Source organism: Rahnella sp. WP5, assembly GCF_000745615.1.
GTDB classification, from domain to species: domain Bacteria; phylum Pseudomonadota; class Gammaproteobacteria; order Enterobacterales; family Enterobacteriaceae; genus Rahnella; species Rahnella aceris.
The window spans coordinates 443,943-470,552 of record NZ_KN050721.1 but is presented as its reverse complement, the minus strand read 5'-3'; the positions used below and the strand labels follow the sequence as shown (position 1 = coordinate 470,552).

The window sequence follows — 26,610 nt, the reverse complement described above, 5'->3', positions numbered from 1 at the left end:
TTAAAAGTGGTGGGCCGTGCTGGATTCGAACCAGCGACCAATTGATTAAAAGTCAACTGCTCTACCAACTGAGCTAACGGCCCATCTAAACCTGCTGCATATTGCCTAAATCTCTGACAGCGTTAGCCGTTTGGAGTTGTCTGGGCAACGGCGGCATATATTACTTATTTAACTTTTCAGTGCAACTTTAATTTTCAGAAAGAGTGCTAACTGATGGCGTTTCACACACTCAAGCCCAGAAAATGCACGATATGTACATTTTCCGGACCTGAACGAGGAACTATTTTGCAGATAAACGTTTTTGAGCTTGTTTTGCCGCATCGGTATTTGGGTACTGTTTCACGACCTGTGCGAAGACGGCTTTGGCTTTATCAGCCTGCCCTTTCTCCTGCATGATCACCCCAACCTTGAACATTGCGTCAGAACTTTTTGGAGACTTAGGGTAGTTTTTGACCACAACTGCAAAATAATAGGCAGCATCGTCTTTTTTACCCTTGTTGTAATACAACTGTCCCAGCCAGTAATTGGCATTAGGCTGATAAGTTGAATCAGGATATTTTTTTACGAAACTCTGAAAAGCCGCGATGGCTTCATCATACTGTTTCTTTTCCAGCGCCAGTGAAACTGCAGCATTGTAGTCACTGTTCACGTCACCGGTGCTTGCCGGGGCTTGTGCAGCACCCGCATCAGGCGTTGTGGCAGCAGAACCGGAAGCGTCACCTGTGGCTGCTGCAGCACCCGTGCTGGCGGCTCCGGCAGAACTCTGGCTTAAGCTGTCCAGTTGATTAAAAATCTGCTTCTGGCGATCACCAAGCTGACTCAACTGATATTGGTTCTCCTGGATTTGACCACGAAGAGTATCCATATCACGTTGGGTATCAGAAAGTTGTTGCTGGAGTTGAGTTAATAGCTGGCTGTGAGCGTTAGAAATACGCTCCAGAGAGGTGACCCGATCTTCAATCGAGCCTGAGCCGACATTACTGATTGGCGCTTGGGCAGTAGCGGCCCATGGGACCGCTACGCCAACCAGTAACGACAGACTCAACAGGTGAGTTCTGAAGTTACTGCTCATACTACTCTCTTAGTATACCAGTACGGCACGACGGTTTTTAGCGTATGCCGCTTCGTCATGGCCCAGTACAGCTGGTTTTTCTTTACCGTAAGAAACGATAGAGATTTGGTCAGCAGAAACGCCTTTGCCTTGCAGGTACATTTTAACAGCAGTAGCACGACGTTCGCCCAGGGCGATGTTGTACTCTGGAGTACCACGTTCGTCAGCATGACCTTCTACAGTCACTTTGTAAGACGGGTTGCTACGCAGGAAAGCAGCGTGCGCGTCCAACATCTGAGCGAATTCAGAAGACACATCGTATTTGTCCAGGCCAAAGTAAACGATGTTGTTTTTCTGCAGTTCTTGCATCTGCAGACGAGCTTGCTCTTCTGAAGACATGTTTGCGTTTTCAGTGCCTGCGCCAGAGTTCAGACCCATACCGTTGGATTGGTCGTTGTCTGCGTTCTTGTGAGAACTACAAGCAGCTACTGCCAGTACAGGCAACGCCAGCATCAGCCCTTTCAGCACTTTATTCAGTTGCATCTATTCGATCCTTTTATAATTTTTTGCCATACATAGTTTTTCTATGCATTACAGATACGGCGACCAGGCAGGAAATTTGACCTGTCCATCAGTTGCCGGAAGACGCGCTTTGAAGCGCCCATCAGTCGATACCAACTGCAATACGGAACCCAGTCCTTGAGAGGAACTGTAAATTACCATGGTGCCATTTGGTGCGAGGCTAGGCGTTTCATCCAGGAACGTGTCCGTCAATGTTTGAACGGCTCCCGTTGCCAGATCTAGTTTAGCGATGTGCTGTGTACCGCTGGCGCTGCTCACCATAACCAGGAACTTGCCATCTGTACTTACATCAGAGTCCTGATTCTGCGAGCCTTCCCAGGTCAGACGCTGAGGCGCACCGCCATTAATATTGACTTTATAAACCTGCGGACGACCGCCCTGATCCGACGTGAATGCCAGATTCTGGCTGTCCGGGAACCAGGTTGGTTCCGTATTGTTGCTACGTCCGTTAGTCACCTGACTAATCTGGCCAGAAGACAGATTCATCACATACAGGTTCAGGCTACCGTCTTTAGACAGTGCGAAAGCCAGTTTGCTGCCATCCGGAGAGAAAGCAGGTGCACCGTTGTGACGAGGGAATGAAGCAATCTGCTTGATTGCACCGTTTGCCAGCGTCTGAACCACCAATGCTGAACGACCGCTCTCAAAGGTGACGTAAGCCAGTTTGCTGCCGTCCGGAGACCAGGCCGGAGACATCAGAGGCTCAGGTGAACGGTGAACGACAAACTGATTGTATCCATCGTAATCCGCTACACGCAGTTCATACGGGAATTTCCCGCCGTTAGTCTGCACGATATAAGCGATACGGGTACGGAATGCGCCTTTAATACCGGTCAGCTTTTCAAACACTTCATCGCTGGCGGTATGGGCGGAATAACGCAACCATTGTTTGGTCACTTTGTACTGGTTTTGCGCCAGCACGGTACCTGGTGCGCCAGAGGTATCCACCAGTTGGTAAGACACCACATAGCTGCCATCGGCTGCAGGCTGAACCTGACCGATAACAACAGCATCAATACCCAGCGCGGTCCAGGCAGCAGGAGTCACTTCTGCGGCGGAGGTTGGCTGCTGAGGCATACGTGATGCATCAATAGGATTGAATTTGCCGCTGTTACGTAAGTCAGCAGCAACGATACCACCCACATCTTCAGGTGGTGTACCCGGGCCAGCCCATTTGAATGGCACAACGCCAATCGGACGAGCTGTATCTACCCCTTGGGTAATTTCAATGCGAACTTCTGCATGAACCACAGATGCCCACATCATCAAAAGGCCGAACGCTACTCGAAATGCCTGCTTCATTGTATCTCCCTTATCTGGACGTATCTGCCCGCGATAATTTAGCAGAATTTTAACAAACCAACGCACACAAAACTAGAATTACACCCTGCAAACCATCGTAAAAATCTGAAAAGTTATCATTTTCATCTTTTATTGAGGTTTGAAATCTATCGGAGCATTTTTAAATACTTCATAGACGGCTTCAGAAGGCGGTTTCGGGAACTTCGCCTGTCGGGCTGCAGCCAGCGCCGCCTGACACAGTGCAGGATCCCCACCTTCTGCCGACACACTGATTAATGAGCCATCAGGGTTCATTTTAACGCGCAACGCACAGGTTTTGCCTGTATAAGATGACGCGTCATAGAATCTGCTCTCGATGGCAGCCTTAATCTGGCTACCATAGTTCGCAATATCAGCCCCGGATGCCCCCGCCTTTTTCTGAGTCCCCTTCCCTGAAGGAGCAGAAGCGCCGCCACCTGTTGCGCCTTTCGGTGCATTTTTGGAGTCGGCAAGGCCATCAAATAAGTTATTCGCATCAGCGGCTTCTTTGGCTGCTGCGGCGGCGGCAGCTTTTTTATCCGCTGCAGCTTTCTTGGCAGCAGCGGCAGCTTCCGCTTTTTTCTCTGCGGCAGCGGCAGCTTTTGCATCGGCGGCGGCTTTGGCATCGGCGTCAGCTTGTGCCTTCGCATCAGCCGCGGCCTGAGCTTTTGCCTCAGCAGCAGCCTGTTTTTTGGCTTCTGCGGCCGCTTCTTTCTTAGCGTCCGCTTCGGCTTGTTTCTTCGCTGCGGCGGCAGCGGCGGCGGCTTCAGCCTCTGCTTGTTTTTTAGCATCAGCCGCTGCTTTTTTCTGCGCATCAGCTTGTGCTTTAGCCGCTTCTTTCGCAGCATCTGCTTTCGCCTGAGCGGCCGCTTTGGCCGCTTCAGCCTTCGCTTGTGCGGCAGCAGCTTCTGCCTGTTTCTGCTGTTCTTTCGCCTGCTCAGCGGCTTGTTCAGCCTGCTTCTGCTGCTGGGCCTGTTCCTGAGCCTGCTGCTTGGCATTTTCCTGCGCTTGCAGACGCTCTTTCTCAAGTTCTTTCAGGCGTTGCTGTTCTGCGGCCTGTTTCTGTTGCAGCTCTTCAGCCTGTTGTTCTGATTTTTTCTGACGCGCTGCGGCAGCACGTTGGGAATCAGCCTGTTGCTGCTGCTGACGGTTGTACTGATCGACCACGGCACTTGGATCAACCATTACGGCAGAGATATCGCTACCGCCACCGCCGCCACTCATGCTGGTATCTTCGTCCAGCGATCCCCAAATCAACAGGGCTATAATGATGATATGCAGAACGACCGAAACAATAACGGCGCGTTTGAGCTTATCGTTTTGTTCAGTTGCAGTTGCCTTTACCAAAATAGATTTCCCAAGACAGGATTACTAAAAACCCGGTTTCCTGTATTGCCTGTCATACTTTTAACAAGCCAGAGAATGCCGGGTTTCAAATAAGTGTTACAAATTACCTATCCTCAGATAGGTTGTGTCATCAATCCGACAGACTTCACGCCAGCCTGATGCAGCATGTTCAGCGCCTTAATAATTTCGTCATAAGGCACATCTTTCGCACCACCGATCAGAAATACCGTCTTCGGATTGGCCTGAATACGGCTGGTCGCTTCCGCGATCACCTGCTGTTCAGGCAATTGTTCCATACGCTGATGGTCAACCACGATGGTGTATTGACCCACGCCAGACACTTCAACAATCACTGGCGGATTATCATCGCTGGACACCGTTTTAGAATCCGTTGCGTCAGGCAAATCAACTTCCACACTCTGGGTAATGATGGGCGCTGTTGCCATAAAAATCAGTAACAGAACCAGCAGTACGTCCAGCAGCGGAACGATATTGATCTCCGACTTACCTTCGCGACGGTTACGACGACCTCGTGAACGAGCCATACTCTCCCCCTTTAGTTACTGCTGGTTTCGCGAGAGAAAGCCTGACGGTGCAGGATAGCCGTGAATTCTTCCATGAAGTTATCGTAGTTTTGCTCAAGCTTGTTCACACGCTGGTTCAGGCGGTTATACGCCATAACAGCAGGAATGGCGGCAAACAGACCAATCGCGGTGGCGATCAGTGCTTCTGCGATACCCGGAGCAACCATTTGCAACGTTGCCTGTTTCACAGAACCTAAACCGATAAAGGCGTGCATGATCCCCCAGACTGTACCGAACAGACCGATATAAGGGCTGATAGAACCGACAGTACCAAGGAACGGAATGTGAGTTTCAAGTGATTCGAGTTCACGGTTAAAAGAAATACGCATCGCACGTGAAGAACCTTCAATCACGGCTTCTGGCGCGTGGCTGTTGGCACGATGAAGGCGGGCGAACTCTTTAAAACCGGAATGGAAGATCTGCTCTGCCCCGCTCAGGGTTTCGCGGCGGCCCTGACTTTCCTGATACAGACGGGAAAGTTCGATACCGGACCAGAATTTATCTTCGAACGCTTCTGCCTCGCGGGTGGCGGCATTCAGCACTTTGGTGCGTTGAATGATGATCGCCCAGGACGCGATAGAGAAGCACACCAGGACAAGCATAATCAGCTTGACCAGGATGCTGGCCTTCAAAAATAAATCAAGAATGTTCATGTCAGTCACTGCTTAAACTCCGCGACAATAGACTTAGGAAGCGCTCGGGGCTTCATTTGGTTTGGATCAATGCATGCGATCAACACTTCTGCAGAACTCAGAAGGTTTCCATGCGAATCAAGAATTCGTTGTGCAAAAGTAAGAGAAGCTCCGCGAATGGACGTAATCTCACTCTGAACATCCAGCAGGTCATCTAAGCGAGCTGGTGCAAAGTATTCGACCGTCATGCGGCGGACAGCAAAAGCGACGTGTTCACTCAGCAACTGCTGCTGGTGAAAATTGCGTTGGCGCAACATCTCTGTGCGAGCCCTTTCATAAAAGGCGACGTATCGGGCATGGTAGACCACACCTCCCGCGTCTGTGTCCTCAAAATAGACACGAACCGGCCATCGGAACAACGAATTACTCACTGTACATCCCGTAATGCAATTTGACGGCACTACTATACGCAAGAGAATTGGGGTTGGGAATGGGTAGGATTGCTGGAATGAAAATAATTATGGGCCAGCACGGCCCATAAGAAAATTACTGTAAATTTGTCTTTTTTTTATGCAAAAAATCAGCTGAAAAAGTAATAAAGTCCTGCAGCTAGCGCAATCATCGCCAGTAATGGCGAGAAGAAAGCCTTCCAGACTGATTTATTCGGGCGAAATCCCAGGCCGTGGATCACGCCACTGCACACAGCCCATATCAAAATGAGCCCATGCCAGACTTCAAGCTGACTGGTCGACGAGGCAAACATGCCCGGTTTCCAGAAAACGCAACCGGCCAGTATCAGTGACATCACAAGCGAAAGGGCCCGCAAGGGGCCCTTGTCTGTGATGGCGTAGAGTTTATCCACGATCACACTCATTATTACTTCTCTTCTTTAGCCGCTTTATTGGCTTCGCTGTGTTCAAACGCCAGCGCGGTAATGATACCGAATGAGCAAGCCAGTAAGGTGCCGAGGATCCAGGCAAAATACCACATGGTGTTCTCCTTAATACAACGAATGCTTGTTGTTCTCGATGTAGTGTTTATCGAGGCGCCCGAACATCTTGTAATACGCCCATGAGGTGTAAATCAGGATGATTGGCACAAAGATACAAGCGACAACGGTCATCACTCTCAGCGTCAACAGCGTAGATGTCGCATCCCACATTGTCAGGCTGGCATTCGGTTCAGTGATAGAAGGCATCACGAACGGGAACATAGTGATACCGGCAGTCAGGATCACACAGGCGATAGTCAGTGAGTTACTGATGAACGCCAGCGCGGCTTTATTCATGCGCGAGAACAAAATGGTCAGCAGCGGCAAAATCACACCTAACGCAGGAATTGCCCACAGGCCCGGCGTCTTGTTGAAGTTCGCCAGCCATGCACCCGCTTCATGAGACACAGTTTTGCGCAGCGGGTTAGACGGGCCAGCGTGATCCATAACGGATGTCACGGTGAAGCCATCAATCCCTTTCACTAACCAGATACCCGCCAGCAGGAAGCACACCATCATCACCAGCGCAGAAATCTGCGACGCGGTACGGGTACGCAGGTGCAATTCACCCACAGTACGCATTTGCAGGTAGGTAGCGCCCTGGGTGATCAGCATAGTCAGGCTCACCAGACCGGCCAGAATGCCGTACGGGTTCAGCAGGCCAAACAGGTTACCGGTGTAGAACAGACGCAGGTCGCTGTCGATATGGAACGGAACACCCAGCAGCAGGTTACCGAACGCCACACCGAACACCAGTGCAGGGACGAAACTGCCGATAAAGATGCCCCAGTCCCACATGCCACGCCAGCGCGGGCTCTCGAGTTTTGAACGGTAGTCAAAGCCCAGCGGACGGAAGAACAAGGCGCACAACACCAGCACCATCGCGGCATAGAAGCCGGAGAAAGCCGCTGCGTAGACCATCGGCCAGGCAGCGAACAATGCGCCACCGGCCGTAATCAGCCAGACCTGGTTGCCGTCCCAGTGCGGGGCGATGGCGTTAATCATCACGCGGCGGTCAGTATCGGTTTTACCGATAATGCGCACCAGGATGCCTACGCCCATATCAAATCCATCGGTGACGGCGAAGCCGATAAACAGCACGCCAATCAGCACCCACCAGATGAACCGTAAAACTTCATAATCAAACATAAGTGGACTCCCTATTACCGAGCTTGCTCAAGTGGCGCTGAAGTTTGTTCATAATGATAACGGCCAGTTTTCAGGCTGCTTGGGCCCAGGCGCGCATATTTGAACATCAGGAACATTTCAGCGACCAGGAACAGGGTGTACAGACCGCAGATGAGGATCATCGAGGACAGTACATCACCCACAGTCAGTGAAGAGTGTGCAACCGCAGTCGGTAACACTTCACCAATCGCCCAAGGCTGACGGCCATATTCAGCCACGAACCAGCCCGCTTCGACAGCAATCCACGGCAATGGCAGGCCGATGAATACCGCGCGGTGTAACCAGCGTTTCTGACCAATCTTGCCGCGCAGGACGGTATAGAAGGACAGCGCAATCAGGACGAACATCAGGATGCCGCAGGCAACCATGATACGGAATGCGAAGTACAGAGGCAGAACGCGTGGAATAGAATCTTTGGTAGCTTTCTGAATCTGTGCGTCAGTCGCTCCCGCCGGGTTGTCGGTATAGCGTTTGAGCAACATACCGTAGCCCAGATCCTGCTTAGCATTTTCAAAATCGCTGCGGACTTTCGGGTCAGTATTGCCCGAACGCAGTTCTTCCAGCAGGGTGTACGCTTTCATACCGTTGCGGATACGCACTTCATGTTGCGCCATCAGGTCTTTCAGACCAGTAACCGGCGTATCCACGGAACGCGTAGCAATCAGGCCGAGCAGGTAAGGAATTTGAATGGAATATTCATTTTCCATTTTGTCCTGATTAGGCATGCCGAACAGCGTGAAACTTGCCGGTGCAGGTTGGGTATCCCACTCTGCTTCGATAGCCGCCAGTTTGGTTTTCTGTACGTCACCCATTTCATAACCGGATTCATCACCCAGTACGATAACGGAGAGCACTGCGGCCAGACCGAAGCTTGCAGCGATAGCAAATGAACGCTTCGCAAAACCTACGTCGCGGCCTTTTAACAGGTAGTAAGAGCTGATAGCCAGAATGAACATCGCGCCAGTCACATAACCAGACGCTACGGTATGAACGAATTTAACCTGTGCGACCGGGTTCAGAACCAGCTCAGAGAAGCTGACCATTTCCATACGCATGGTTTCGTAGTTGAAGGTCGATGCAATCGGGTTTTGCATCCAGCCGTTCGCCACCAGGATCCACAGTGCTGACAAGTTTGAGCCAAGGGCAACAAACCAGGTCACTGTCATATGCTGAACTTTAGAAAGACGGTCCCATCCGAAGAAGAACAGGCCCACTAAAGTGGATTCCAGGAAGAACGCCATTAAACCTTCAATCGCCAGAGGCGCACCGAAGATATCACCGACGTAATGTGAGAAATATGACCAGTTAGTCCCGAACTGGAATTCCATGGTTAAACCGGTTGCAACGCCCAATGCAAAGTTAATTGCAAAAAGTTTGCCCCAGAATTTGGTCATATCTTTATAGATTTGTTTGCCGGAAAGCACATAAACCGTTTCCATAATTGCCAGTAAAAACGCCATACCCAGCGTTAATGGGACAAATAGGAAATGGTACATGGCTGTTAAAGCAAACTGTAAACGCGACAGTTCAACGATATCAAACATCTTGACCCCTTGCTCCTCGGAGGAAGACCCCAAATTGCGATCTCTGACGAACCGGTTGCCGGAACGCCTCATGACTACCAGTATTCAAATGTGTGCAGAACAGAGAGCCAGCATTCAGTGCGAGTAACGCTGTCAGCGGGACACTCTGAACCCGGAAAAAGCGCGAACAGCGGGCCTGTAACAGGCTGATGAACGGGCAAAATCACGGGAAAAATAATCATACAAAAAACGGATGGTTACAGGAGCATTATGTTACGCCAGTAATCCCACACATTAAATAGGTTTTTTAGTGACCCAAAGCGGATTTCCGTGTACAGGTCAATTTAAGAACAAAACAGTGATAATCGCTGTAATTGATCTGACGCAATTTAAGCCTATCTCATTGTTTATTTCTATAATGTCTTCATCAATTTCGAAAAAAATATTTCAGGATGTTAACCGTTGGTTTCATTGAGCTTTAAGGGTGGCCCTTATGTTAATTAATTGTGTTTATATGGTTATCGTTAATATTTATTTTGCTACCTGTTTAAACCTAATTATTAACCTTTTATTTCCAATGGACCTATCGTGCTGTGTTAATAAATATAGCTCAATTCAGCGAATGTTAACTATTTCGCTTAAAATAAAAAAGGCCACCCTAAGGTGGCCAACATGTCGAATCTTTTTCTTAAATAAATCGGCTTCACCCGCACCGTAATTTCACCGGTGCGGGTGGGGTAATACTTATTGCGGAAGCAATGATTTCACGGCTTCGCCGATATCGGCCAGGCTGCGAACGGTTTTCACGCCTGCCGCTTCCAGCGCTGCAAATTTCTCATCAGCAGTGCCTTTACCACCGGCAATGATGGCGCCTGCATGGCCCATACGTTTGCCTTTAGGCGCAGTCACACCCGCGATATAGCCCACAACCGGTTTGGTCACGTGTGCTTTGATGTACGCTGCAGCTTCTTCTTCCGCGTTACCACCGATTTCACCGATCATCACGATCACTTCAGTCTGTGGATCTTCCTGGAACAGCTTCAGGATATCGATGAAGTTAGAGCCCGGGATCGGGTCACCGCCGATACCGACGCAGGTAGACTGGCCGTAACCGTAATCAGTTGTCTGTTTAACGGCTTCATACGTCAGCGTACCGGAACGGGAAACGATGCCCACTTTGCCTGGCAGATGAATGTGGCCCGGCATGATGCCGATTTTGCATTCGCCCGGCGTGATAACACCCGGACAGTTTGGCCCGATCATCACTGCATCGCTCTGATCCAGTTTCACTTTAACCACCAGCATATCCAGCGTCGGAATGCCTTCAGTGATACAGATGATCAGTTTAATACCTGCATCCAGCGCTTCCAGAATAGAGTCTTTACAGAACGGTGCCGGCACATAAATCACAGACGCCGTTGCGCCGGTAGTTTCTACCGCTTCACGCACGGTATTGAACACTGGCAAGCCCAGATGCTCGGTGCCGCCTTTGCCTGGCGTAACGCCGCCAACCATTTTGGTGCCGTAAGCGATGGCTTGTTCGGAGTGGAAAGTCCCCTGGCTACCGGTGAAACCCTGGCAGATAACTTTGGTGTTCTTGTTGATTAAAATCGACATTATTTCCCCTCCACTGCCGCGACAACTTGTTGAGCCGCATTCGTCAGGCTGGTCGCTGCAATGATGTTCAAACCGCTGTCTGCCAGTTTTTTGGCACCCAGCTCGGCATTGTTACCTTCAAGACGCACCACAACCGGTACGCTGACGCCCACTTCTTCCACCGCGCCGATGATACCGTCGGCGATCAGGTCGCAACGAACGATACCGCCGAAGATGTTAACGAAGACAGCTTTGACTTTTTCATCGGACAGGATGATTTTGAAGGCTTCGGTCACGCGTTCTTTGGTTGCGCCACCGCCAACATCCAGGAAGTTAGCCGGTTCGCCACCGTGCAGTTTCACGATATCCATGGTACCCATTGCCAGACCGGCACCGTTCACCATGCAACCGATGTTGCCGTCGAGTGCAACGTAGTTCAGTTCCCACTGCGCTGCCTGAGATTCACGGGCATCTTCCTGGCTGTAATCGCGCATCTCGCGCAATTCTGGCTGACGGAACAAGGCGTTGCCGTCTGCACCCAGTTTGCCGTCGAGGCAGATCAGGTCGCCAGCGGTAGTCACCACCAGCGGGTTGATTTCGATCAGCGCCAGATCGCGCTCAAGGAAGATGTTCGCCAGACCCATGAAGATCTTGGTGAACTGCTGAACCTGCTTACCGGTCAGGCCCAGTTTGAAAGCCAGTTCGCGTCCCTGATAAGGCTGCGGACCTGCCAGCGGATCCAGTGCCACTTTATGGATCAGGTGTGGCGTCTCTTCTGCCACTTTCTCAATTTCCACGCCGCCTTCTGTAGATGCCATGAACACCACGCGACGGGAGCTGCGATCCACTACCGCACCGAGGTACAGTTCCTGATCGATATCCGTTGCCGCTTCAACCAGGATCTGGTTAACCGGCTGACCGCTGGCGTCTGTCTGGTAAGTGACCAGACGTTTACCCAGCCAGTGCTCAGCAAAAGCGCGGATCTCTTCTTTGCTTTTGACCACTTTCACGCCGCCCGCTTTACCGCGGCCACCGGCATGAACCTGACATTTCACCACCCACGGACCGGCACCGATTTTCGATGCAGCCTCTTCCGCTTCACGCGGGGTGGAACAGGCGAAGCCCGTCGGTGCTGGCAGGCCGTAGCGCAGGAACAGCTGTTTCGCCTGATACTCGTGTAAATTCATGATGTTCTATCCATTCTTAGTAGGAAGGCTTATCAGGGCACAGCGAACTGTGCCGCAGATTTTTCGATCTCTAATCTTTCGCAGTGCCGGGACTAGACGTCCAGCAGCAGACGAGCCGGATCTTCCAGCATCTCTTTAATGGTCACCAGGAAGCCGACCGATTCACGGCCATCAACCAGACGGTGATCGTAGGACAGCGCCAGATACATCATTGGCAAAATCACTACCTGACCATTGACCGCCATAGGACGATCTTTAATGGCATGCATGCCGAGGATCGCACTCTGTGGTGGGTTGATGATTGGCGTGGACATCAGGGAGCCGAAGACGCCGCCGTTGGTCACAGTAAAGTTACCGCCGGTCAGTTCTTCCACTTTCAGTTTGCCGTCACGACCTTTGATCGCCAGCTCTTTGATTTGCTTCTCGATATCCGCCATGCCCAGCGTATCGACATCACGCAGAACCGGGGTCACCAGGCCGCGTGGCGTGGATACCGCGATGCTGACATCGAAATAGTTGTGGTAAACCACATCCTCGCCGTCAATAGAGGCATTCACTTCCGGATAGCGTTTCAGCGCTTCAACCACGGCTTTCAGATAGAAAGACATGAAACCCAGACGCACGCCGTGACGTTTTTCGAAACCATCACCGTACTGCTTACGCAGATCCATGATTGGCTTCATGTTGATTTCGTTGAAGGTCGTCAGCATCGCAGTGCTGTTCTTCGCTTCAAGCAGACGCTCAGCAACACGCTTACGCAGACGGGTCATAGGCACACGTTTTTCACTACGTGAACCCAGAGCCGGAGCGGCGCTGGTCGCTGCCGGAGCGGCGGCTGGCGCGGCTGCCGGTTTCGCGTCTTTGGCTTTCGCCAGATGTTGTTCGATATCTTCACGGGTCAGACGACCACCAACACCGCTGCCTTTAATCGCGCTGGCATCCAGAGAATGTTCTGCAATCAGACGGCGGATAGCCGGGCTGAGTGCGTCGTTGTTCTCTTCTTCCAGTGCTGCTGTGTGGCGTGCCGCAGGAGTCGCTTCTTTATCGGAGCTTTTCTCAGTGCTTGGCTTACCGCTGCTGTTACCCGGACGAATACGTGCCAGGATCTGACGGGAAATGACCGTCGCACCTTCGTCTTCGATAATGCTGTCCAGGATACCGGCTTCACTCGCCGGGACTTCCAGAACCACTTTGTCGGTTTCAATTTCTACCAGTACATCGTCACGCTCAACACTGTCGCCCGGCTTTTTGTGCCAGGTGGCAACCGTCGCATCCGCAACGGATTCAGGAAGGTCAGGGACCAGAATATCTACGCTACTCATTATCAATCCTTCTTATGTTCCATATAGTTAACTGACACCGACGCGGTTATTTAACGTTCAGCGCATCGTTAACCAGATCTTGCTGTTGCTTCTGGTGAACGGACATGTAGCCCACTGCCGGAGAGGCAGAGGCCGGGCGTCCTGCGTAACGTAAAGAAGCCCCGAAAGGAATCACTTCACGGAAATTGTGCTGGCTGCAATACCACGCGCCCTGGTTCAGTGGCTCTTCCTGACACCAGACGAAATCATGAACGTGTGAGAATTTCTCAAGCACTTCCTGAATTGCCTTGTGCGGGAACGGGTAAAGCTGTTCGATGCGGACAATCGCCACATCGGTTTGCTCGTTTTTGCGACGTTGTTCCAGCAGGTCGTAATAAACCTTACCGGAGCACATCACCACGCGCTTAACCTGTTTCGGATCCAGTTCGTCGACTTCACCAATCGCTGGCAGGAAGCTGCCGTCAGCCAACTCCTCAAGCGTAGAAACCGCCAGAGGATGACGCAACAGAGACTTCGGTGACATCACGATCAGCGGACGGCGCATACCGCGCAGTGCCTGACGGCGGATCATGTGGTAAACCTGCGCCGGGGTAGACGGGATACACACCTGCATATTTTGCTCAGCGCAAAGTTGCAGATAACGTTCCAGACGCGCGGAGGAGTGCTCCGGCCCCTGCCCTTCGTAGCCGTGCGGCAGCAGCATCACCAGACCACACATGCGGCCCCATTTCTGTTCGCCGGAACTGATGAACTGGTCGATAACCACCTGTGCACCGTTGGCGAAGTCACCGAACTGCGCTTCCCAGATGGTCAGGGTGCGCGGTTCAGCGGTCGCGTAACCGTATTCAAAGGCCAGCACCGCTTCTTCGGAAAGCACAGAATCCCAGACATTGAATTCGCCCTGGCTGTTATGAATATTGGCCAGCGGCACGTAAACGGAACCGTTTTTCTGGTTATGGATCACCGCATGGCGATGGAAGAAGGTGCCGCGGCCGGTATCTTCACCGGACAGACGAATCGGAATACCTTCATCTACCAGCGTAGCGTAGGCCAGATTTTCCGCGCCACCCCAGTCGAACTTCTTATTGCCTTCGGCCATCTCGTTACGGTCGCCGTAAATCTTGGCAACGCGGGATTGCATTTCGATCGCATCAGGCACATGGCTGACACGACGCGCCAGTTCCTGCAGGCGTTTCAGCTCGACCTTGTTCGGATAAGCCTCATCCCACTCATGATTCAGATACGGTGACCAGGTGAAAGTGTGCATGTCATTCTGACGCCACTCTTCCACTACGCATTCACCGGCATCCAGCGCATCGCGGTACAGGTTGACCATTTCCGTGGCATCTTCGAGGCTGGCTACGTTTTGCTCAGTCAGGACATCAGCGTAAATCTTGCGTGGCGTCGGGTGTTTCTTGATCTTGTTGTACATCAGCGGCTGGGTTGCGCTAGGTTCGTCGGCCTCGTTATGGCCGTGGCGACGGTAGCAAACCAGGTCGATCATGACGTCACGTTTAAAGGTGTTACGGAAATCCAATGCCAGGCGGGTCACGAAAGCCACCGCTTCAGGGTCATCGGCATTGACGTGGAAAATCGGTGCCTGCACCATTTTCGCGATATCGGTACAGTAATCGGTAGAACGCGCATCTTTCGGATTCGAGGTGGTGAAGCCCACCTGGTTATTAATGACGATACGCACGGTACCGCCCACTTCATAACCGCGTGCCAGCGACATGTTCAGGGTTTCCTGAACCACACCCTGACCGGTAATGGCCGCGTCACCGTGAATGGTGATTGGCAGAACCATGTTGCTGCGCGCTTCGTCCAGACGGTCACGACGGGCACGAACAGAACCGATGACCACCGGGCTGACGATTTCCAGGTGCGACGGGTTAAACGCCAGCGCCAGGTGAACCATACCGCCTTCGGTTTCCACATCAGACGAATACCCCATGTGGTATTTCACATCACCGGTGCCCAGGTGTTCTTTATGCTTACCGGAGAATTCGTCGAACAGGTCCTGAGGTTTTTTGCCCAGCACGTTGATCAGTACGTTCAGACGACCGCGGTGCGCCATACCCAGCACGACTTCGCGGGTTCCGTTTTTGCCAGCATGACGGATCATTTCTTTCAGCATCGGAACCAGCGCATCGCCACCTTCGAGTGAGAAGCGTTTTGCACCCGGGAATTTCGCCCCCAGATAACGCTCCAGACCTTCTGCAGCGGTCAGCTCTTTAAGAAACGTTTTCTTCTCATCATTGGTGAAACTCGCACGACCTGCCACGGATTCGATTCGCTGTTGGATCCAGCGTTTCTCTTCAGTGTTGGTAATGTGCATGTATTCCGCACCAATGGAACCGCAATAGGTTTGCTTCAGGGCTTTATACAGCTCGCCGAGCTGCATGGTTTCCTTGCCAATGGCAAATGAACCGACGTTGAAGGTTTCCTGGAAATCAGCTTCAGTCAGATGGTGGAACGCCGGGTCCAGATCAGGCACAGCGTCCAGCTTCCACAGGCCGAGGGGATCAAGGTTTGCGTTCTGATGACCACGGAAGCGGAAGGCGTTGATTAACTGCAGCACCTTGACTTGCTTGGCATCCGTTTCCGGATCGCTGATGGAGGAGTTATAACGTGACGCGTCTTTCGCCAGGCGGCGGAAGTAGTCCCGAGTTTGAGAATGGAGTTGCTCTGGTTTCACACCCACTGTTGGTAGCTGTTTAAAAATCGAACGCCAGCTATCGTCAACGGAACCAGGATCGGTTAAGTAGTCTTCATAGAGTTGCTCTATGTAAGACTGGTTTGCACCCGCCAGATAGGAGGAATCCAGCCAGGCCTTCATTGCGCCGTTCTGCATCGTGATCCCTTAAGCTTTGAAGCTTTAGTTTTCGCCGTGGTTAATAATAATGACCGTGATACACCGCGGTAAAACGGTTTTCCATACTAAAACAGTTCGTTGGTTGAGCGGTTGGCTCTTCAAGGAACCTTCAGAAATCCGCCATGCGCGTGACTGATTTTTGAAGTTACCCTGCTTATTTCGGCTGCCTTTCGGGGGATTTTTATCTCCCGGTTTTTGACCCGGCTATCTTACTCCAGTCAGGCGCAACTTTGTTGCACTTGTTGCTACTTTGTTATTAAAAAATTAATTATTTGCTATCCCCACCTCAGTTACCACATTTGTAACTAAAGAAAGCGAAAAACCGGTGGTAACTAAATAACAGCGGGAACCTGAGTTCCCGCTGTGCGTGGCTTATCAATCAGGCACCGCGTTGTAGCAGCATCGATTTAATATGGCCGATAGCCTTGGTCGGGTTCAGCCCCTTTGGGCATACACTCACACAGTTCATGATGCTGTGGCAGCGGAATACGCTGAAAGCATCATTCAGATCGTCAAGGCGCGATTGAGTCTCGGTATCGCGGCTGTCGATCAGGAAACGGTAAGCGGCCAGAAGGCCTGCCGGACCGACAAACTTGTCGGGATTCCACCAGAAAGACGGGCAGGACGTTGAACAGCAGGCGCAGAGAATACATTCGTACAATCCGTCCAGCTTTTCGCGGTCATCCGGCATTTGCAAATGTTCACGCGCCGGAGGATTTTTCCCATCATTCAACAAGTAAGGCTTAATCTTCTCATACTGCTTATAGAATTGCCCCATGTCTACTACAAGGTCACGGACAACCGGTAACCCCGGCAACGGACGGATTACAATTTTCTTGCTGCCGTTACGCAACGTCGAGACGGGTGTGATACACGCCAGGCCGTTTTTGCCGTTCATGTTGACGCCATCTGACCCGCAAACACCTTCACGGCATGAGCGGCGGAAAGCCAGCGTCGGATCCTGTTCTTTCAGCAAAATCAGCGCGTCGAGCAACATCATATCGCGCCCTTCTTTAGCTTCCAGCACGTAATCTTTCATGTACGGCACGTCATCAACGTCCGGGTTGTAGCGATAAATCGAAAATTCAATTTTCATAATCTGTCTCCGCTCCGCCCTAGTAAGTACGCGCTTTCGGCGGGAACGCCGCGCGAAGCTTAGGCTGCATGTTCACCTCACGGCGGGTCATGCTTTCTGTTTCTGGCTGATACAACGTGTGGCACAACCAGTTCGCATCATCACGCTCAGGGAAGTCGAAACGGCTGTGAGCACCCCGGCTTTCAGTGCGGTAGTTTGCAGAGACAGCGGTGGAGAACGCAGTTTCCATCAGATTATCCAGTTCCAGACACTCAACGCGCTGGGTATTGAACTCTGAGGACGTATCATCCAGACGGGCAGATTTCAGACGCTCGCGGATCACTTTCAGTTCTTCCAGACCTTTCGCCATCGCATCACCTTCACGGAATACCGAGAAGTTGTTCTGCATGCACGATTGCAGGTCTTTACGGATAGCCACCGGATCTTCACCTGAACGGGTGTTGTTCCAGCGGTTCAGACGCTCCAGAGATACATCAATGTCGTCCTGAGAAGCATCACGGCTTTCGCCCTGCTCGGTGATAGATTCCTGCAGATGCATACCCGCCGCACGGCCAAACACCACCAGATCCAGCAGTGAGTTACCACCGAGACGGTTAGCGCCGTGTACCGATACACAGGCAATTTCACCCACCGCGAACAGACCCGGAATCACTTCATCCTGACCCTGTGCGTTAACACGCAGCGCCTGACCGGTCACTTTGGTCGGAATGCCGCCCATCATGTAGTGACAGGTTGGGATAACAGGGATCGGTTCTTTCACCGGATCGACGTGTGCGAAGGTACGCGACAGTTCAAGGATGCCCGGCAGGCGGGATTCCAGAACGTCTTTACCCAGATGATCGAGTTTCAGTTTAGCGTGCGGGCCCCACGGACCTTCGCAGCCACGGCCTTCACGGATTTCGATCATAATGGAACGCGCCACCACGTCACGACCCGCCAGGTCTTTGGCATTCGGCGCATAACGTTCCATGAAACGTTCGCCGTCTTTATTGAGCAGATAACCGCCTTCACCACGGCAGCCTTCTGTCACCAGAACGCCTGCGCCAGCGATACCGGTCGGGTGGAACTGCCACATTTCCATGTCCTGCACCGGAACACCTGCACGTAGCGCCATGCCAACACCGTCGCCGGTATTAATGTGGGCGTTGGTGGTGGACTGGTAAATACGGCCTGCGCCGCCGGTCGCCAGTACGGTCGCTTTGGCTTTGAAATACACCACTTCGCCGGTTTCAATGCAGATTGCGGTACAGCCGACGATCGCGCCGTCCTGGTTTTTCACTAAATCCAGTGAATACCATTCAGAGAAAATCGTGGTGCCTTTTTTCAGGTTTTGCTGATACAGCGTGTGCAGCAAGGCGTGACCGGTACGGTCAGCGGCTGCCGCAGTACGTGCCGCCTGCTCGCCACCGAAGTTTTTCGACTGGCCGCCAAACGGACGCTGATAAATGCGGCCGTCTTCAAGACGGGAGAAAGGCAGCCCCATGTGTTCGAGTTCCAGAATCGCTTCCGGCCCGGTTTTACACATATATTCAATGGCGTCCTGATCACCGATATAGTCGGAACCTTTTACGGTGTCGTACATGTGCCATTCCCAGTCATCCTCATGGGTGTTACCCAGCGCGACGGTGATACCGCCCTGCGCGGACACCGTATGGGAGCGGGTCGGGAAGACTTTTGAAATCAGGGCGCAAGACAGCCCCATTTGTGAAATCTGTAACGCGGCACGCATACCGGCGCCACCTGCACCGATGACGACAGCATCAAACTCTCTGACTGGCAGATTCATTTACTACGCTCCCCAAACAACAATTGTTCCGTAAAGTAGGTAAACCACTAACACCACGACGATAGCCAGTTGCAGCATCAGCCGGACAGCCAGCGGTTTCACATAGTCCGTTAACACCTGCCACATGCCGATCCACGCGTGTATCAGAATTGAGAGCAGCGCCAGCAGTGTGAATACTTTGGTGATGGAGGAAGAGAAGAAGCCATGCCAGACATCAAATGTCAGTTCCTGAGCCAGAACCACGAAGCCCAGAATATAGAGGATATACAGGGTGAGGATAATTGCAGAAGCACGCAGTAACAGCCAGTCGTGCACACCATTACGCCCTAACGCAGAAACGTTGCTTACCATACGAGAACTCCAGCCAGAATTGACAGCACGACGGTCAGACCGATTGCCACCTGGGCAGAACGGGTACCGGCAGCCAAACTCTCTTCGATATAGCCAAAATCCATCAGCAAATGGCGTACGCCACCGCAAACGTGATAGGCCAGCGCAGTGAGTATTCCCCAAAAGATGAATTTGACGAAGAAGCTATTCATGATGGCGGCAGCATGCGCAAACCCTTCAGGAGAAGAGAGAGACAGGCCTAACAGCCAGAGGAGGATACCGACGGCGACGAAGGTAATTACGCCAGAGACTCGGTGTAAGATGGACGCTATCGCAGTAACAGGAAACCGGATCGTTTGCAGATCCAGATTGACAGGTCTTTGTTTTTTCACGGTTTTGCCCACACAGCTCTTATTATTTTTCCTCCGGTCCGGAGCAGTATGTCAGACAGCACCCTTTCCTTCGTTCTTGTCGTTGTGGATGCGTTGACTTACCGCCTCCCCACAGAACCAATAACGTTGGAAAGCTGAGCTAAAAGCCCAACATTTCACGCGCTCAAACAACGACATCCGATGTGCTTAAACGGCGCAGAAATGTGTTTTCCTTTAAGTCCATTTTCATAAAATCTGAGACAAAAAAGAGAGTGCTGGGTGCTCCTACTTCGGATTGCCCGGAGACCTTGTAGGAGTATAGGTTGATCACATTCCTATTACAATTGCCCTACAAATGCTTTATTCACATTTCTCCGAAACAGTGAGTTAGCTCCCATTTTTCACAAAAGACACGAAATAAATTATCCAGTTTGACATTTGATCAACATTTCCATTACAAATGAACTATCCCTATAGGACTGTGATTCTGCGCACATACCGGCTTCGCCTTCACGCACCAAAATGGTGAAAGTTTCTGAAGAATCAGTGGATCACACAATCGCAATGCAGGGTCTTCCCTGACGGCCCAAGTTATGCAAAAGTGGTGATTGTGTAAATCCTCATACTCTTCACAGGTACTGAGCGACAGAACAGTAATGATTTACCGAATCGTTAACAACGATGAAACGCCGCTTGTTTGTCACAGAGCAGTCTGAGACTGCACTTCGACTCAGCTCTACGTTCCCTTCCCATTCGATCGCAGAGCTAAGGCTGACAATAATAATGACCTTACAAGGCGTCGCTTCCAGGCATTTCTGTTGTTACTGATTTTTAAAAATAAGGCGCTAAGGAGACTGTAAATGGCTGATAAGAAAGCGACACTTACCCTACAAGGTCACGACCCGATTGAACTAAACGTGCTGTCCGGCACACTGGGCCAGGATGAAGTGGATATCCGCACCCTCGGTTCTAAAGGTCTTTTCACTTATGACCCCGGTTTCACCTCTACTGCATCCTGCGAGTCCAAAATCACCTATATCGACGGTGACGAAGGCGTTCTGCTGCACCGTGGTTTCCCGATTGACCAGCTGGCACAGGAGTCCACTTTCCTTGAAGTGAGCTATCTGCTGCTGAACGGCGAAGTGCCGACTCAGAAACAGTACGATGAATTCAAAACCAATGTCACCCGCCACACCATGGTGCATGAGCAAATCACCCGTCTGTTCCACGGCTTCCGTCGCGACTCTCACCCGATGGCTGTGCTGTGTGGCGTCACCGGCGCACTGGCCGCCTTTTATCACGACTCCATCGACGTAGAAAACGAACGTCACCGTGAAATCGCGGCTTACCGTCTGCTGTCTAAAATGCCGACCGTCGCTGCCATGTGTTACAAATATTCTATCGGCCAGCCGTTTGTATATCCGCGCAACGACCTGTCCTATGCAGGTAACTTCCTGCACATGATGTTCGCCACCCCATGTGAAGAATACAAAGTGAATCCAATTCTGGAACGCGCGATGGATCGTATTCTGATCCTGCACGCTGACCATGAGCAAAACGCCTCCACGTCCACCGTGCGTACCGCCGGTTCTTCTGGCGCTAACCCGTTCGCCTGTATTGCTGCCGGTATCGCGTCCTTGTGGGGACCGGCTCACGGCGGCGCGAACGAAGCTGCACTGAAAATGCTGGAAGAAATCAGCAGCGTTGATCACATCCCTGAATTTGTGAAACGTGCAAAAGACAAGAATGATTCTTTCCGCCTGATGGGCTTTGGTCACCGTGTTTACAAAAACTACGACCCGCGCGCAACCGTGATGCGTGAAACCTGTCATGAAGTGCTGAAAGAGTTGGATCTGAAAGACAACCTGCTGGAAGTAGCGATGGAGCTTGAACATATCGCACTGAACGACCCGTACTTCATCGAGAAGAAACTGTACCCGAACGTCGATTTCTACTCCGGCATCATCCTGAAAGCCATGGGTATTCCCTCTTCCATGTTCACCGTGATCTTCGCGATGGCGCGTACTGTTGGCTGGATTGCTCACTGGAGCGAAATGCATCAGGAAGGTATCAAAATTGCCCGTCCTCGCCAGCTTTATACCGGCTATGACAAACGCGATTTCCATTCTCAGCTGAAAAAATAATTCCCTCCTGTCCTAATATACAAGGCCGATGAATAATTCATTGGCCTTTTTATTTATTCAACCCAAAGAGACCTTAATTATATATTAAGCATAAATTAACGATTCAATATATCAGTACCAATATTTGACGCTTATCCTTCCGTGATATACCATCCCCCGAAATTCATCTGACAATAAACTCATAGTCATCAACAATATGATTCATTGCAATCCGCTAATTAAAAAAGCGTATTAATGAAACATGTAAGATAAACACGCCATTATTAAAACAAAGGACATTTTGACATGGAAGAATATCGGGAACACCCGCATTTATTTAAAAAAACATTATTATCGAGCGCCATCTTTAGTCTTTTATTACCGTCTTCTATTGCACTTGCAACAACCACATTTTCAACGGGCATAACCCCTGCTGATGCCTTGAGTTTCGCTACGACAGGTACGGGCGATCACGCTTACACCATCACCGGCGCGGGTACGGAAGTTATTGTTGATGGTGAAATCACTGTCCCTGGAATACCTTCGCCAGTGCCCGTTCAATCCGTAGTTTCCACGACCGGCAGCGAAGCTTATGCATTCAATATTATTAGCGGAGGTAAGTTAATCCTTAATTATGCTGATGTCAGCACAACAGATTCCAGCAAAACATTTAACATTATTACTGGCGCATCAGCCGAAATTAATAATACCGACATCCGTACGGGCAAAGATGACAGCAGTGTTATTTATGTCTCAGATGTCGGTTCGACATTAACAGGTAATGATATACGTATCAACAGTGATGCCGCTCAGGCACAGGGAATTAATATCCAGTCGGGTGCATCGGTGAACCTGAGTAATGTAAACATAGAATTAACTAACGCAAAACATGCGCTCACCGTTTCTGACGCCTCATTGAGCATTGAAAATCTCACGGTTAAACAAAACTCTGCAGGTTCCCAAAATGTCATTTATGCGTCAGGTTCCAGCGATGCCAAAAGAACTACCGTTGACATAATAAACGGCAACGTCGAAATGACCGGCACTGACGATATCATGGTGAATAGCAACGCCTATAGCGATGTGACGTTGACAGGCGGGACCTACACCACGACAGGCAATAATAACATCGGTTTTTTTGCCAGTCAGGGCGCAACGCTAACGGCCAAAAATATAGTGCTCAAGACCGAAGGTACCCGTTCAGCCGCTGCTGTAGCCACAGGCTCCGGGATTATGGATCTTGATGGTGCTGAGATCACAACTTACGGTGCAAACAGTAATCTGCTGGTAGCAATGAATGATTCTACTCTTGATGCCAATGCGGTTACGGGGATTTCTACCGGCGAAGGGGCTTCCGCTGTCCGTTCCTATGCCAACAGCCAGATGACCATCAGCAACAGCGAGTTATCGGCCACTGGTGCATTAGCAAATGGCATCTATATGCAGGGTTTTGATGCAGAACATCAGGCCATTGTGACGCTGGATAACAGCCTTGTCAGCAGTGCCACCAGCGAGGGAATACTGGCTGCAGGTGCCAATACCCGGATTAACGTGAACAACAGGTCAACCGTGCAAAGCGGAAACGGCGTGCTGCTGAAAGCCGGGAGTTACACCAGTACTAGCACCGGTGTTACCACACAAAGCCAGATCAACTTGTCGGCCAGTAACTCTCACATGGAAGGCGATATCATTGCCGATACCGGCAGTGTTGTGGATGTCTATCTTAACAGCGGCTCTGAATGGCAAGGCATCACCGCCAGTACCAACAGCATTAATATCGACGATTCCAGCCGGTGGACGCTGACCGGTGATTCCACGATTTCGCAGATGAACTCCGGTGGCACCACGTTCTTCACACATAACGGTAATGAATACTCTGAACTTACCGTGAACAGCAATATGACCGGCGACGGCACATACCGTATCAATACCTATCTGGATGACAGCAACTCGCCGACAGACAAGATCCACGTAACGGGCGACATTACCGGTCAAAACACCTTGTATGTCACCAGCACAGGCGGCAACGGTAACTATACACAGGGCAACGGGATTGAAGTGGTTACCGTGGATGGAACCAATACCCAGGGAACCAATGCCTTCACGCTGGGGAATTCTGTTTCAGCGGGTGCGTTCAACTACGGGCTGCGTAAAGGTGATATCACCACCGGTGAGGGTGAAAACTGGTATCTGAGCACCTGCGCTAATTATGATTGTTCAACGCCGATCCCTGCCCCTGCACCTGACGCCAATCCGGATGTGAACCCAACTCCGACGCCATCCGACGACATCCAGCCGTGGCGTGAGGAAGTACCGGGATATATCGCGGCACCGGCGCTGAATATGCAGTATGGCTTTGATGCGATTGGCACTTATCACCAGCGTACCGGCGGTGATGTGCTACATAAAGACGGCGCATGGGGTCGGATTGTCGGTACTCACACCGAGAATGACGCAGGCCGTTACAGCTATGATACCGATACCTGGTATGCGCAGTTAGGGATGGATCTGATGTGGGATAAAAACGAAGCAAACACCGAACGCAGTGCCGGTATTCTCGTGACACTCGGACGTCAGAATACCGACGCGGAAGACAGCCTTCGCAGCAATAACCCGATATATTCCGTACAAGCTGGCAGTGTAGACAGCGACATCTATAGCCTCGGCGGTTACTACACGCTAAAAGCGCAGGATGGCGGCTACATTGACGCGGTGGGTATGGGCAGCTGGTATAAAAACAGCTATGACAGCACGCATGATGCCGATCAGGACGGTTATGGCGTCGCGTTATCAGTGGAAGCAGGCAAACCCTTTACACTGCATGAAAATCTGAAAATTGAACCTCAGGCGCAGGTGATTTATCAGTATCTGAATCTGGAAGATTTCAACGATGGCATCAGCAATGTCTCCGGCGTATCAACCAGTAATGCGCAGGCACGCGGCGGTGTGCGGTTGTTCATGGATAATCCAACCTGGACGCCTTATCTGACGCTGGATGCCGTCACGACTATTGGCGATGAACCCGAAGTACAATTCGCGACTCAACGGCTTAAAGCGGAATTCAGCGACAACTGGTGGCAGACTGGCGCAGGGCTGGCGGGCAAACTCAGTGAAAACACCACAATTTATACAGACGTCCGCTACCAGAAAGGATTTGATTCAGATCTGGAAGGTTACAGCGGTAATCTGGGTATCAAAGTGAATTTCTGATTCTGAAAACACTGAGCAAGGGCACTCCGGTGCCCTTTTCTTTTTTATCTTTCAGACCTGACACACCGGACACCAGAAGAATGGTCGCGATGACACACTGGTTTTCATGATCGGATCGCCGCAACGTTCACATGGCTGGCCTGTGCGGCCAAATACCTTAAAACGGAACAGCGCGCCGTGATGCACATTTTCATCCATCGTACCTCGCGTGGCGTACGACAACCGCGCAACAGACAAACAGGCATCGGCCAGCGCATCCCGTTCCGTGTCATTCAGCTCTTTTGGTTTATGATCCGGCAGCAGTTTCGCCAGCCAGAGAATTTCCGCCCGCAGATAATTCCCCAACCCGGCCAGAAAAGCCTGATCCAGCAACATTCCGCCTAACTGCCGGTTGCAGAATTTAGGCGAAAGTAACCGTTCACGTACCTGCGCGACTGTCAGTCGCTCATCCAGCACATCCGGGCCGATACGTTGCAGGAACGGATGCTTTTCGATTTCCGCCGTATCGTAAATACTGATTTCGGACGCGCTGTAGAGCAAAATCGCCGCTTCGGTGGTTTCCAGCTTTACCCGCAGCGAGCGTTTGGTTTCTTTCGCCACTTCACCGGCATTGACCACCCGCCAGACGCCGTAAAGCTGATTGTGGCTGTACAACGTCAGTCCGTTGGAAAAGTGCGTCAGCAGGGCTTTCCCCCGCGTTTCAATCGACGTGATTCTGGTTCCACGCAGCGCTGACTGATAAGGTTTCAGGGCCGGAAACGCAAACCAGACATCCGTCAGAGGCTTATTCACTACCGCCGTAGCCAGCACATCGGCCGCACGGCGAATTTCAGGACCTTCAGGCATCAGTGAGTCGCACCCCCGGCAATTTTCAAATCTTGTTTCGTGTGCAGCGCGATGGCGATCGTCAGCTCAAGGGCGTTCAGAACAGTATGTACTGACATACTTGGCGCCCCCGGATGATGCGCGGCCTGTTCAGGCAGGTAAGGAATATGGATAAAACCGCCCTTCACCACCTTACAGGCAGGCTGTGCCAGACGGTGCATCAGGCCGTACATCACGTGGTTACAGACATAGGTACCGGCGGTTTGCGACACCGATGCAGGGATCCCCGACTCGCGTAATCCGTTAACAATTGTCTTGATCGGCAGAGTGGAAAAATACGCCGCCGGGCCGTCGCTGACAATCACCTCATCCACCGGCTGATTGCCGTCGTTATCGGCAATACGCGCGTCATCGACGTTGATCGCCACGCGTTCGATGCTGAAATCATTGCGGCCACCGGCCTGTCCGACGCAGATCACCATTTCCGGCAGCACTTCATCGATCGCCGCATTCAGCGCATCAATGGCTTTGCCGAACACGCACGGCAACTGACGAACCACAATCTGCGCGCCCGACAATTCCAGGTCACCCAGTTGCTTTACTACTTCCCATGATGGATTAACGCGCTCGCCGCCAAAAGGCTCAAAACCGGTGACTAAAACTTTACGCAT

At 51.4% G+C, this 26,610-nt stretch carries 23 protein-coding genes and 1 tRNA gene; 2 read left to right on the top strand and 22 right to left on the bottom strand.

The annotated features are described in order from the left end of the window. Positions 1–7 precede the first annotated feature (7 nt). The 20 genes from EX31_RS23510 to sdhC form a co-directional block, all read right to left on the bottom strand. Positions 8–83, bottom strand: a tRNA-Lys gene (locus EX31_RS23510). Positions 84–280: 197 nt separating this feature from the next. Then, positions 281–1,072: a cell division protein CpoB gene (cpoB, locus tag EX31_RS23505; protein WP_013576425.1), complete on the bottom strand. Its 792-nt coding sequence runs from the start codon at positions 1,070–1,072 to the stop codon at positions 281–283. Positions 1,073–1,081: 9 nt separating this feature from the next. After that, complete coding sequence (pal, locus tag EX31_RS23500; protein ID WP_013576426.1) at positions 1,082–1,594, bottom strand: peptidoglycan-associated lipoprotein Pal; 513 nt, start codon at positions 1,592–1,594, stop codon at positions 1,082–1,084. Between the two features lie 48 nt (positions 1,595–1,642). Beyond that, complete coding sequence (tolB, locus tag EX31_RS23495) at positions 1,643–2,935, bottom strand: Tol-Pal system beta propeller repeat protein TolB (RefSeq protein ID WP_013576427.1); 1,293 nt, start codon at positions 2,933–2,935, stop codon at positions 1,643–1,645. 129 nt (positions 2,936–3,064) lie between these two features. Beyond that, positions 3,065–4,300 carry a cell envelope integrity protein TolA gene (gene tolA, locus EX31_RS23490; RefSeq protein ID WP_037037112.1) on the bottom strand — a complete coding sequence of 412 codons (1,236 nt, stop codon included), beginning with the start codon at positions 4,298–4,300 and terminating at the stop codon, positions 3,065–3,067. Between the two features lie 113 nt (positions 4,301–4,413). After that, positions 4,414–4,845, bottom strand: coding sequence for a colicin uptake protein TolR (gene tolR / locus EX31_RS23485; protein WP_013576429.1), 432 nt, complete (start codon positions 4,843–4,845; stop codon positions 4,414–4,416). 11 nt (positions 4,846–4,856) lie between these two features. Further along, positions 4,857–5,546: a Tol-Pal system protein TolQ gene (gene tolQ / locus EX31_RS23480; RefSeq protein ID WP_013576430.1), complete on the bottom strand. Its 690-nt coding sequence runs from the start codon at positions 5,544–5,546 to the stop codon at positions 4,857–4,859. After that, on the bottom strand, positions 5,543–5,947 hold the full coding sequence (gene ybgC, locus EX31_RS23475) for a tol-pal system-associated acyl-CoA thioesterase (RefSeq protein WP_013576431.1): 405 nt from the start codon (positions 5,945–5,947) through the stop codon (positions 5,543–5,545). The genes tolQ and ybgC overlap by 4 nt, the downstream gene beginning before the upstream one ends. Before the next feature lie 149 nt (positions 5,948–6,096). Then, positions 6,097–6,390, bottom strand: coding sequence for a cyd operon protein YbgE (ybgE, locus tag EX31_RS23470; protein ID WP_037037109.1), 294 nt, complete (start codon positions 6,388–6,390; stop codon positions 6,097–6,099). 2 nt (positions 6,391–6,392) lie between these two features. Beyond that, positions 6,393–6,506 (bottom strand): cytochrome bd-I oxidase subunit CydX, encoded by a 114-nt coding sequence (cydX, locus tag EX31_RS25650; RefSeq protein ID WP_013576433.1) that lies wholly within the window; start codon positions 6,504–6,506, stop codon positions 6,393–6,395. 10 nt (positions 6,507–6,516) lie between these two features. Next, positions 6,517–7,656 carry a cytochrome d ubiquinol oxidase subunit II gene (cydB, locus tag EX31_RS23465; RefSeq protein WP_037037106.1) on the bottom strand — a complete coding sequence of 380 codons (1,140 nt, stop codon included), beginning with the start codon at positions 7,654–7,656 and terminating at the stop codon, positions 6,517–6,519. Positions 7,657–7,670: 14 nt separating this feature from the next. Next, positions 7,671–9,239 carry a cytochrome ubiquinol oxidase subunit I gene (cydA, locus tag EX31_RS23460; RefSeq protein ID WP_013576435.1) on the bottom strand — a complete coding sequence of 523 codons (1,569 nt, stop codon included), beginning with the start codon at positions 9,237–9,239 and terminating at the stop codon, positions 7,671–7,673. Positions 9,240–9,962: 723 nt separating this feature from the next. Next, a complete protein-coding gene (gene sucD / locus EX31_RS23455) occupies positions 9,963–10,835 on the bottom strand; it encodes a succinate--CoA ligase subunit alpha (RefSeq protein ID WP_013576436.1) in 873 nt (290 codons plus the stop codon). Then, positions 10,835–12,001, bottom strand: coding sequence for an ADP-forming succinate--CoA ligase subunit beta (sucC, locus tag EX31_RS23450; RefSeq protein WP_013576437.1), 1,167 nt, complete (start codon positions 11,999–12,001; stop codon positions 10,835–10,837). Before sucC ends, sucD begins: the two co-directional genes overlap by 1 nt. A gap of 92 nt (positions 12,002–12,093) precedes the next feature. Next, positions 12,094–13,323, bottom strand: coding sequence for a 2-oxoglutarate dehydrogenase complex dihydrolipoyllysine-residue succinyltransferase (odhB, locus tag EX31_RS23445; RefSeq protein WP_013576438.1), 1,230 nt, complete (start codon positions 13,321–13,323; stop codon positions 12,094–12,096). A gap of 46 nt (positions 13,324–13,369) precedes the next feature. Continuing rightward, entirely contained in the window at positions 13,370–16,177 is a 2,808-nt protein-coding gene (sucA, locus tag EX31_RS23440) for a 2-oxoglutarate dehydrogenase E1 component (RefSeq protein WP_013576439.1), read from the bottom strand. Between the two features lie 400 nt (positions 16,178–16,577). Then, positions 16,578–17,294 (bottom strand): succinate dehydrogenase iron-sulfur subunit, encoded by a 717-nt coding sequence (locus EX31_RS23435; protein WP_013576440.1) that lies wholly within the window; start codon positions 17,292–17,294, stop codon positions 16,578–16,580. 19 nt (positions 17,295–17,313) lie between these two features. After that, complete coding sequence (sdhA, locus tag EX31_RS23430) at positions 17,314–19,080, bottom strand: succinate dehydrogenase flavoprotein subunit (RefSeq protein ID WP_013576441.1); 1,767 nt, start codon at positions 19,078–19,080, stop codon at positions 17,314–17,316. A 3-nt stretch (positions 19,081–19,083) separates the two neighbouring features. Continuing rightward, the gene (gene sdhD / locus EX31_RS23425; RefSeq protein WP_013576442.1) at positions 19,084–19,431 is read right to left on the bottom strand and encodes a succinate dehydrogenase membrane anchor subunit; all 348 of its coding nucleotides are present in this window, start codon (positions 19,429–19,431) and stop codon (positions 19,084–19,086) included. Next, entirely contained in the window at positions 19,425–19,814 is a 390-nt protein-coding gene (gene sdhC, locus EX31_RS23420) for a succinate dehydrogenase cytochrome b556 subunit (RefSeq protein ID WP_013576443.1), read from the bottom strand. Before sdhC ends, sdhD begins: the two co-directional genes overlap by 7 nt. A gap of 827 nt (positions 19,815–20,641) precedes the next feature. Between sdhC and EX31_RS23415 the strand changes: the two genes are divergently transcribed. Both EX31_RS23415 and EX31_RS23410 read left to right on the top strand, forming a co-directional pair. Continuing rightward, positions 20,642–21,925 (top strand): citrate synthase, encoded by a 1,284-nt coding sequence (locus tag EX31_RS23415; protein WP_013576444.1) that lies wholly within the window; start codon positions 20,642–20,644, stop codon positions 21,923–21,925. A gap of 420 nt (positions 21,926–22,345) precedes the next feature. Beyond that, positions 22,346–25,114, top strand: coding sequence for an autotransporter family protein (locus EX31_RS23410; protein ID WP_231576107.1), 2,769 nt, complete (start codon positions 22,346–22,348; stop codon positions 25,112–25,114). 51 nt (positions 25,115–25,165) lie between these two features. Here EX31_RS23410 and nei read toward each other — a convergent pair whose 3' ends face one another. Continuing rightward, positions 25,166–25,960: an endonuclease VIII gene (nei, locus tag EX31_RS23405; protein ID WP_037037099.1), complete on the bottom strand. Its 795-nt coding sequence runs from the start codon at positions 25,958–25,960 to the stop codon at positions 25,166–25,168. Next, positions 25,960–26,610, bottom strand: coding sequence for a pyroglutamyl-peptidase I (gene pcp / locus EX31_RS23400; RefSeq protein ID WP_037037096.1), 651 nt, complete (start codon positions 26,608–26,610; stop codon positions 25,960–25,962). Before pcp ends, nei begins: the two co-directional genes overlap by 1 nt.

What these genes read in the sequence shown, in the direction of transcription:
- ybgE (WP_037037109.1), bottom strand. Translation starts at nt 6,390, where the DNA reads ATGAGTGTGATCGTGGATAAACTCTACGCCATCACAGACAAGGGCCCC.
- sucD (WP_013576436.1), bottom strand. Translation starts at nt 10,835, where the DNA reads ATGTCGATTTTAATCAACAAGAACACCAAAGTTATCTGCCAGGGTTTC.
- sdhD (WP_013576442.1), bottom strand. Translation starts at nt 19,431, where the DNA reads ATGGTAAGCAACGTTTCTGCGTTAGGGCGTAATGGTGTGCACGACTGG.
- cydX (WP_013576433.1), bottom strand. Translation starts at nt 6,506, where the DNA reads ATGTGGTATTTTGCCTGGATCCTCGGCACCTTACTGGCTTGCTCATTC.
- cydB (WP_037037106.1), bottom strand. Translation starts at nt 7,656, where the DNA reads ATGTTTGATTATGAAGTTTTACGGTTCATCTGGTGGGTGCTGATTGGC.
- sdhA (WP_013576441.1), bottom strand. Translation starts at nt 19,080, where the DNA reads ATGAATCTGCCAGTCAGAGAGTTTGATGCTGTCGTCATCGGTGCAGGT.
- EX31_RS23435 (WP_013576440.1), bottom strand. Translation starts at nt 17,294, where the DNA reads ATGAAAATTGAATTTTCGATTTATCGCTACAACCCGGACGTTGATGAC.
- EX31_RS23415 (WP_013576444.1), top strand. Translation starts at nt 20,642, where the DNA reads ATGGCTGATAAGAAAGCGACACTTACCCTACAAGGTCACGACCCGATT.
- tolR (WP_013576429.1), bottom strand. Translation starts at nt 4,845, where the DNA reads ATGGCTCGTTCACGAGGTCGTCGTAACCGTCGCGAAGGTAAGTCGGAG.
- cydA (WP_013576435.1), bottom strand. Translation starts at nt 9,239, where the DNA reads ATGTTTGATATCGTTGAACTGTCGCGTTTACAGTTTGCTTTAACAGCC.
- sucC (WP_013576437.1), bottom strand. Translation starts at nt 12,001, where the DNA reads ATGAATTTACACGAGTATCAGGCGAAACAGCTGTTCCTGCGCTACGGC.
- sucA (WP_013576439.1), bottom strand. Translation starts at nt 16,177, where the DNA reads ATGCAGAACGGCGCAATGAAGGCCTGGCTGGATTCCTCCTATCTGGCG.
- pal (WP_013576426.1), bottom strand. Translation starts at nt 1,594, where the DNA reads ATGCAACTGAATAAAGTGCTGAAAGGGCTGATGCTGGCGTTGCCTGTA.
- cpoB (WP_013576425.1), bottom strand. Translation starts at nt 1,072, where the DNA reads ATGAGCAGTAACTTCAGAACTCACCTGTTGAGTCTGTCGTTACTGGTT.
- nei (WP_037037099.1), bottom strand. Translation starts at nt 25,960, where the DNA reads ATGCCTGAAGGTCCTGAAATTCGCCGTGCGGCCGATGTGCTGGCTACG.
- odhB (WP_013576438.1), bottom strand. Translation starts at nt 13,323, where the DNA reads ATGAGTAGCGTAGATATTCTGGTCCCTGACCTTCCTGAATCCGTTGCG.
- tolB (WP_013576427.1), bottom strand. Translation starts at nt 2,935, where the DNA reads ATGAAGCAGGCATTTCGAGTAGCGTTCGGCCTTTTGATGATGTGGGCA.
- pcp (WP_037037096.1), bottom strand. Translation starts at nt 26,610, where the DNA reads ATGCGTAAAGTTTTAGTCACCGGTTTTGAGCCTTTTGGCGGCGAGCGC.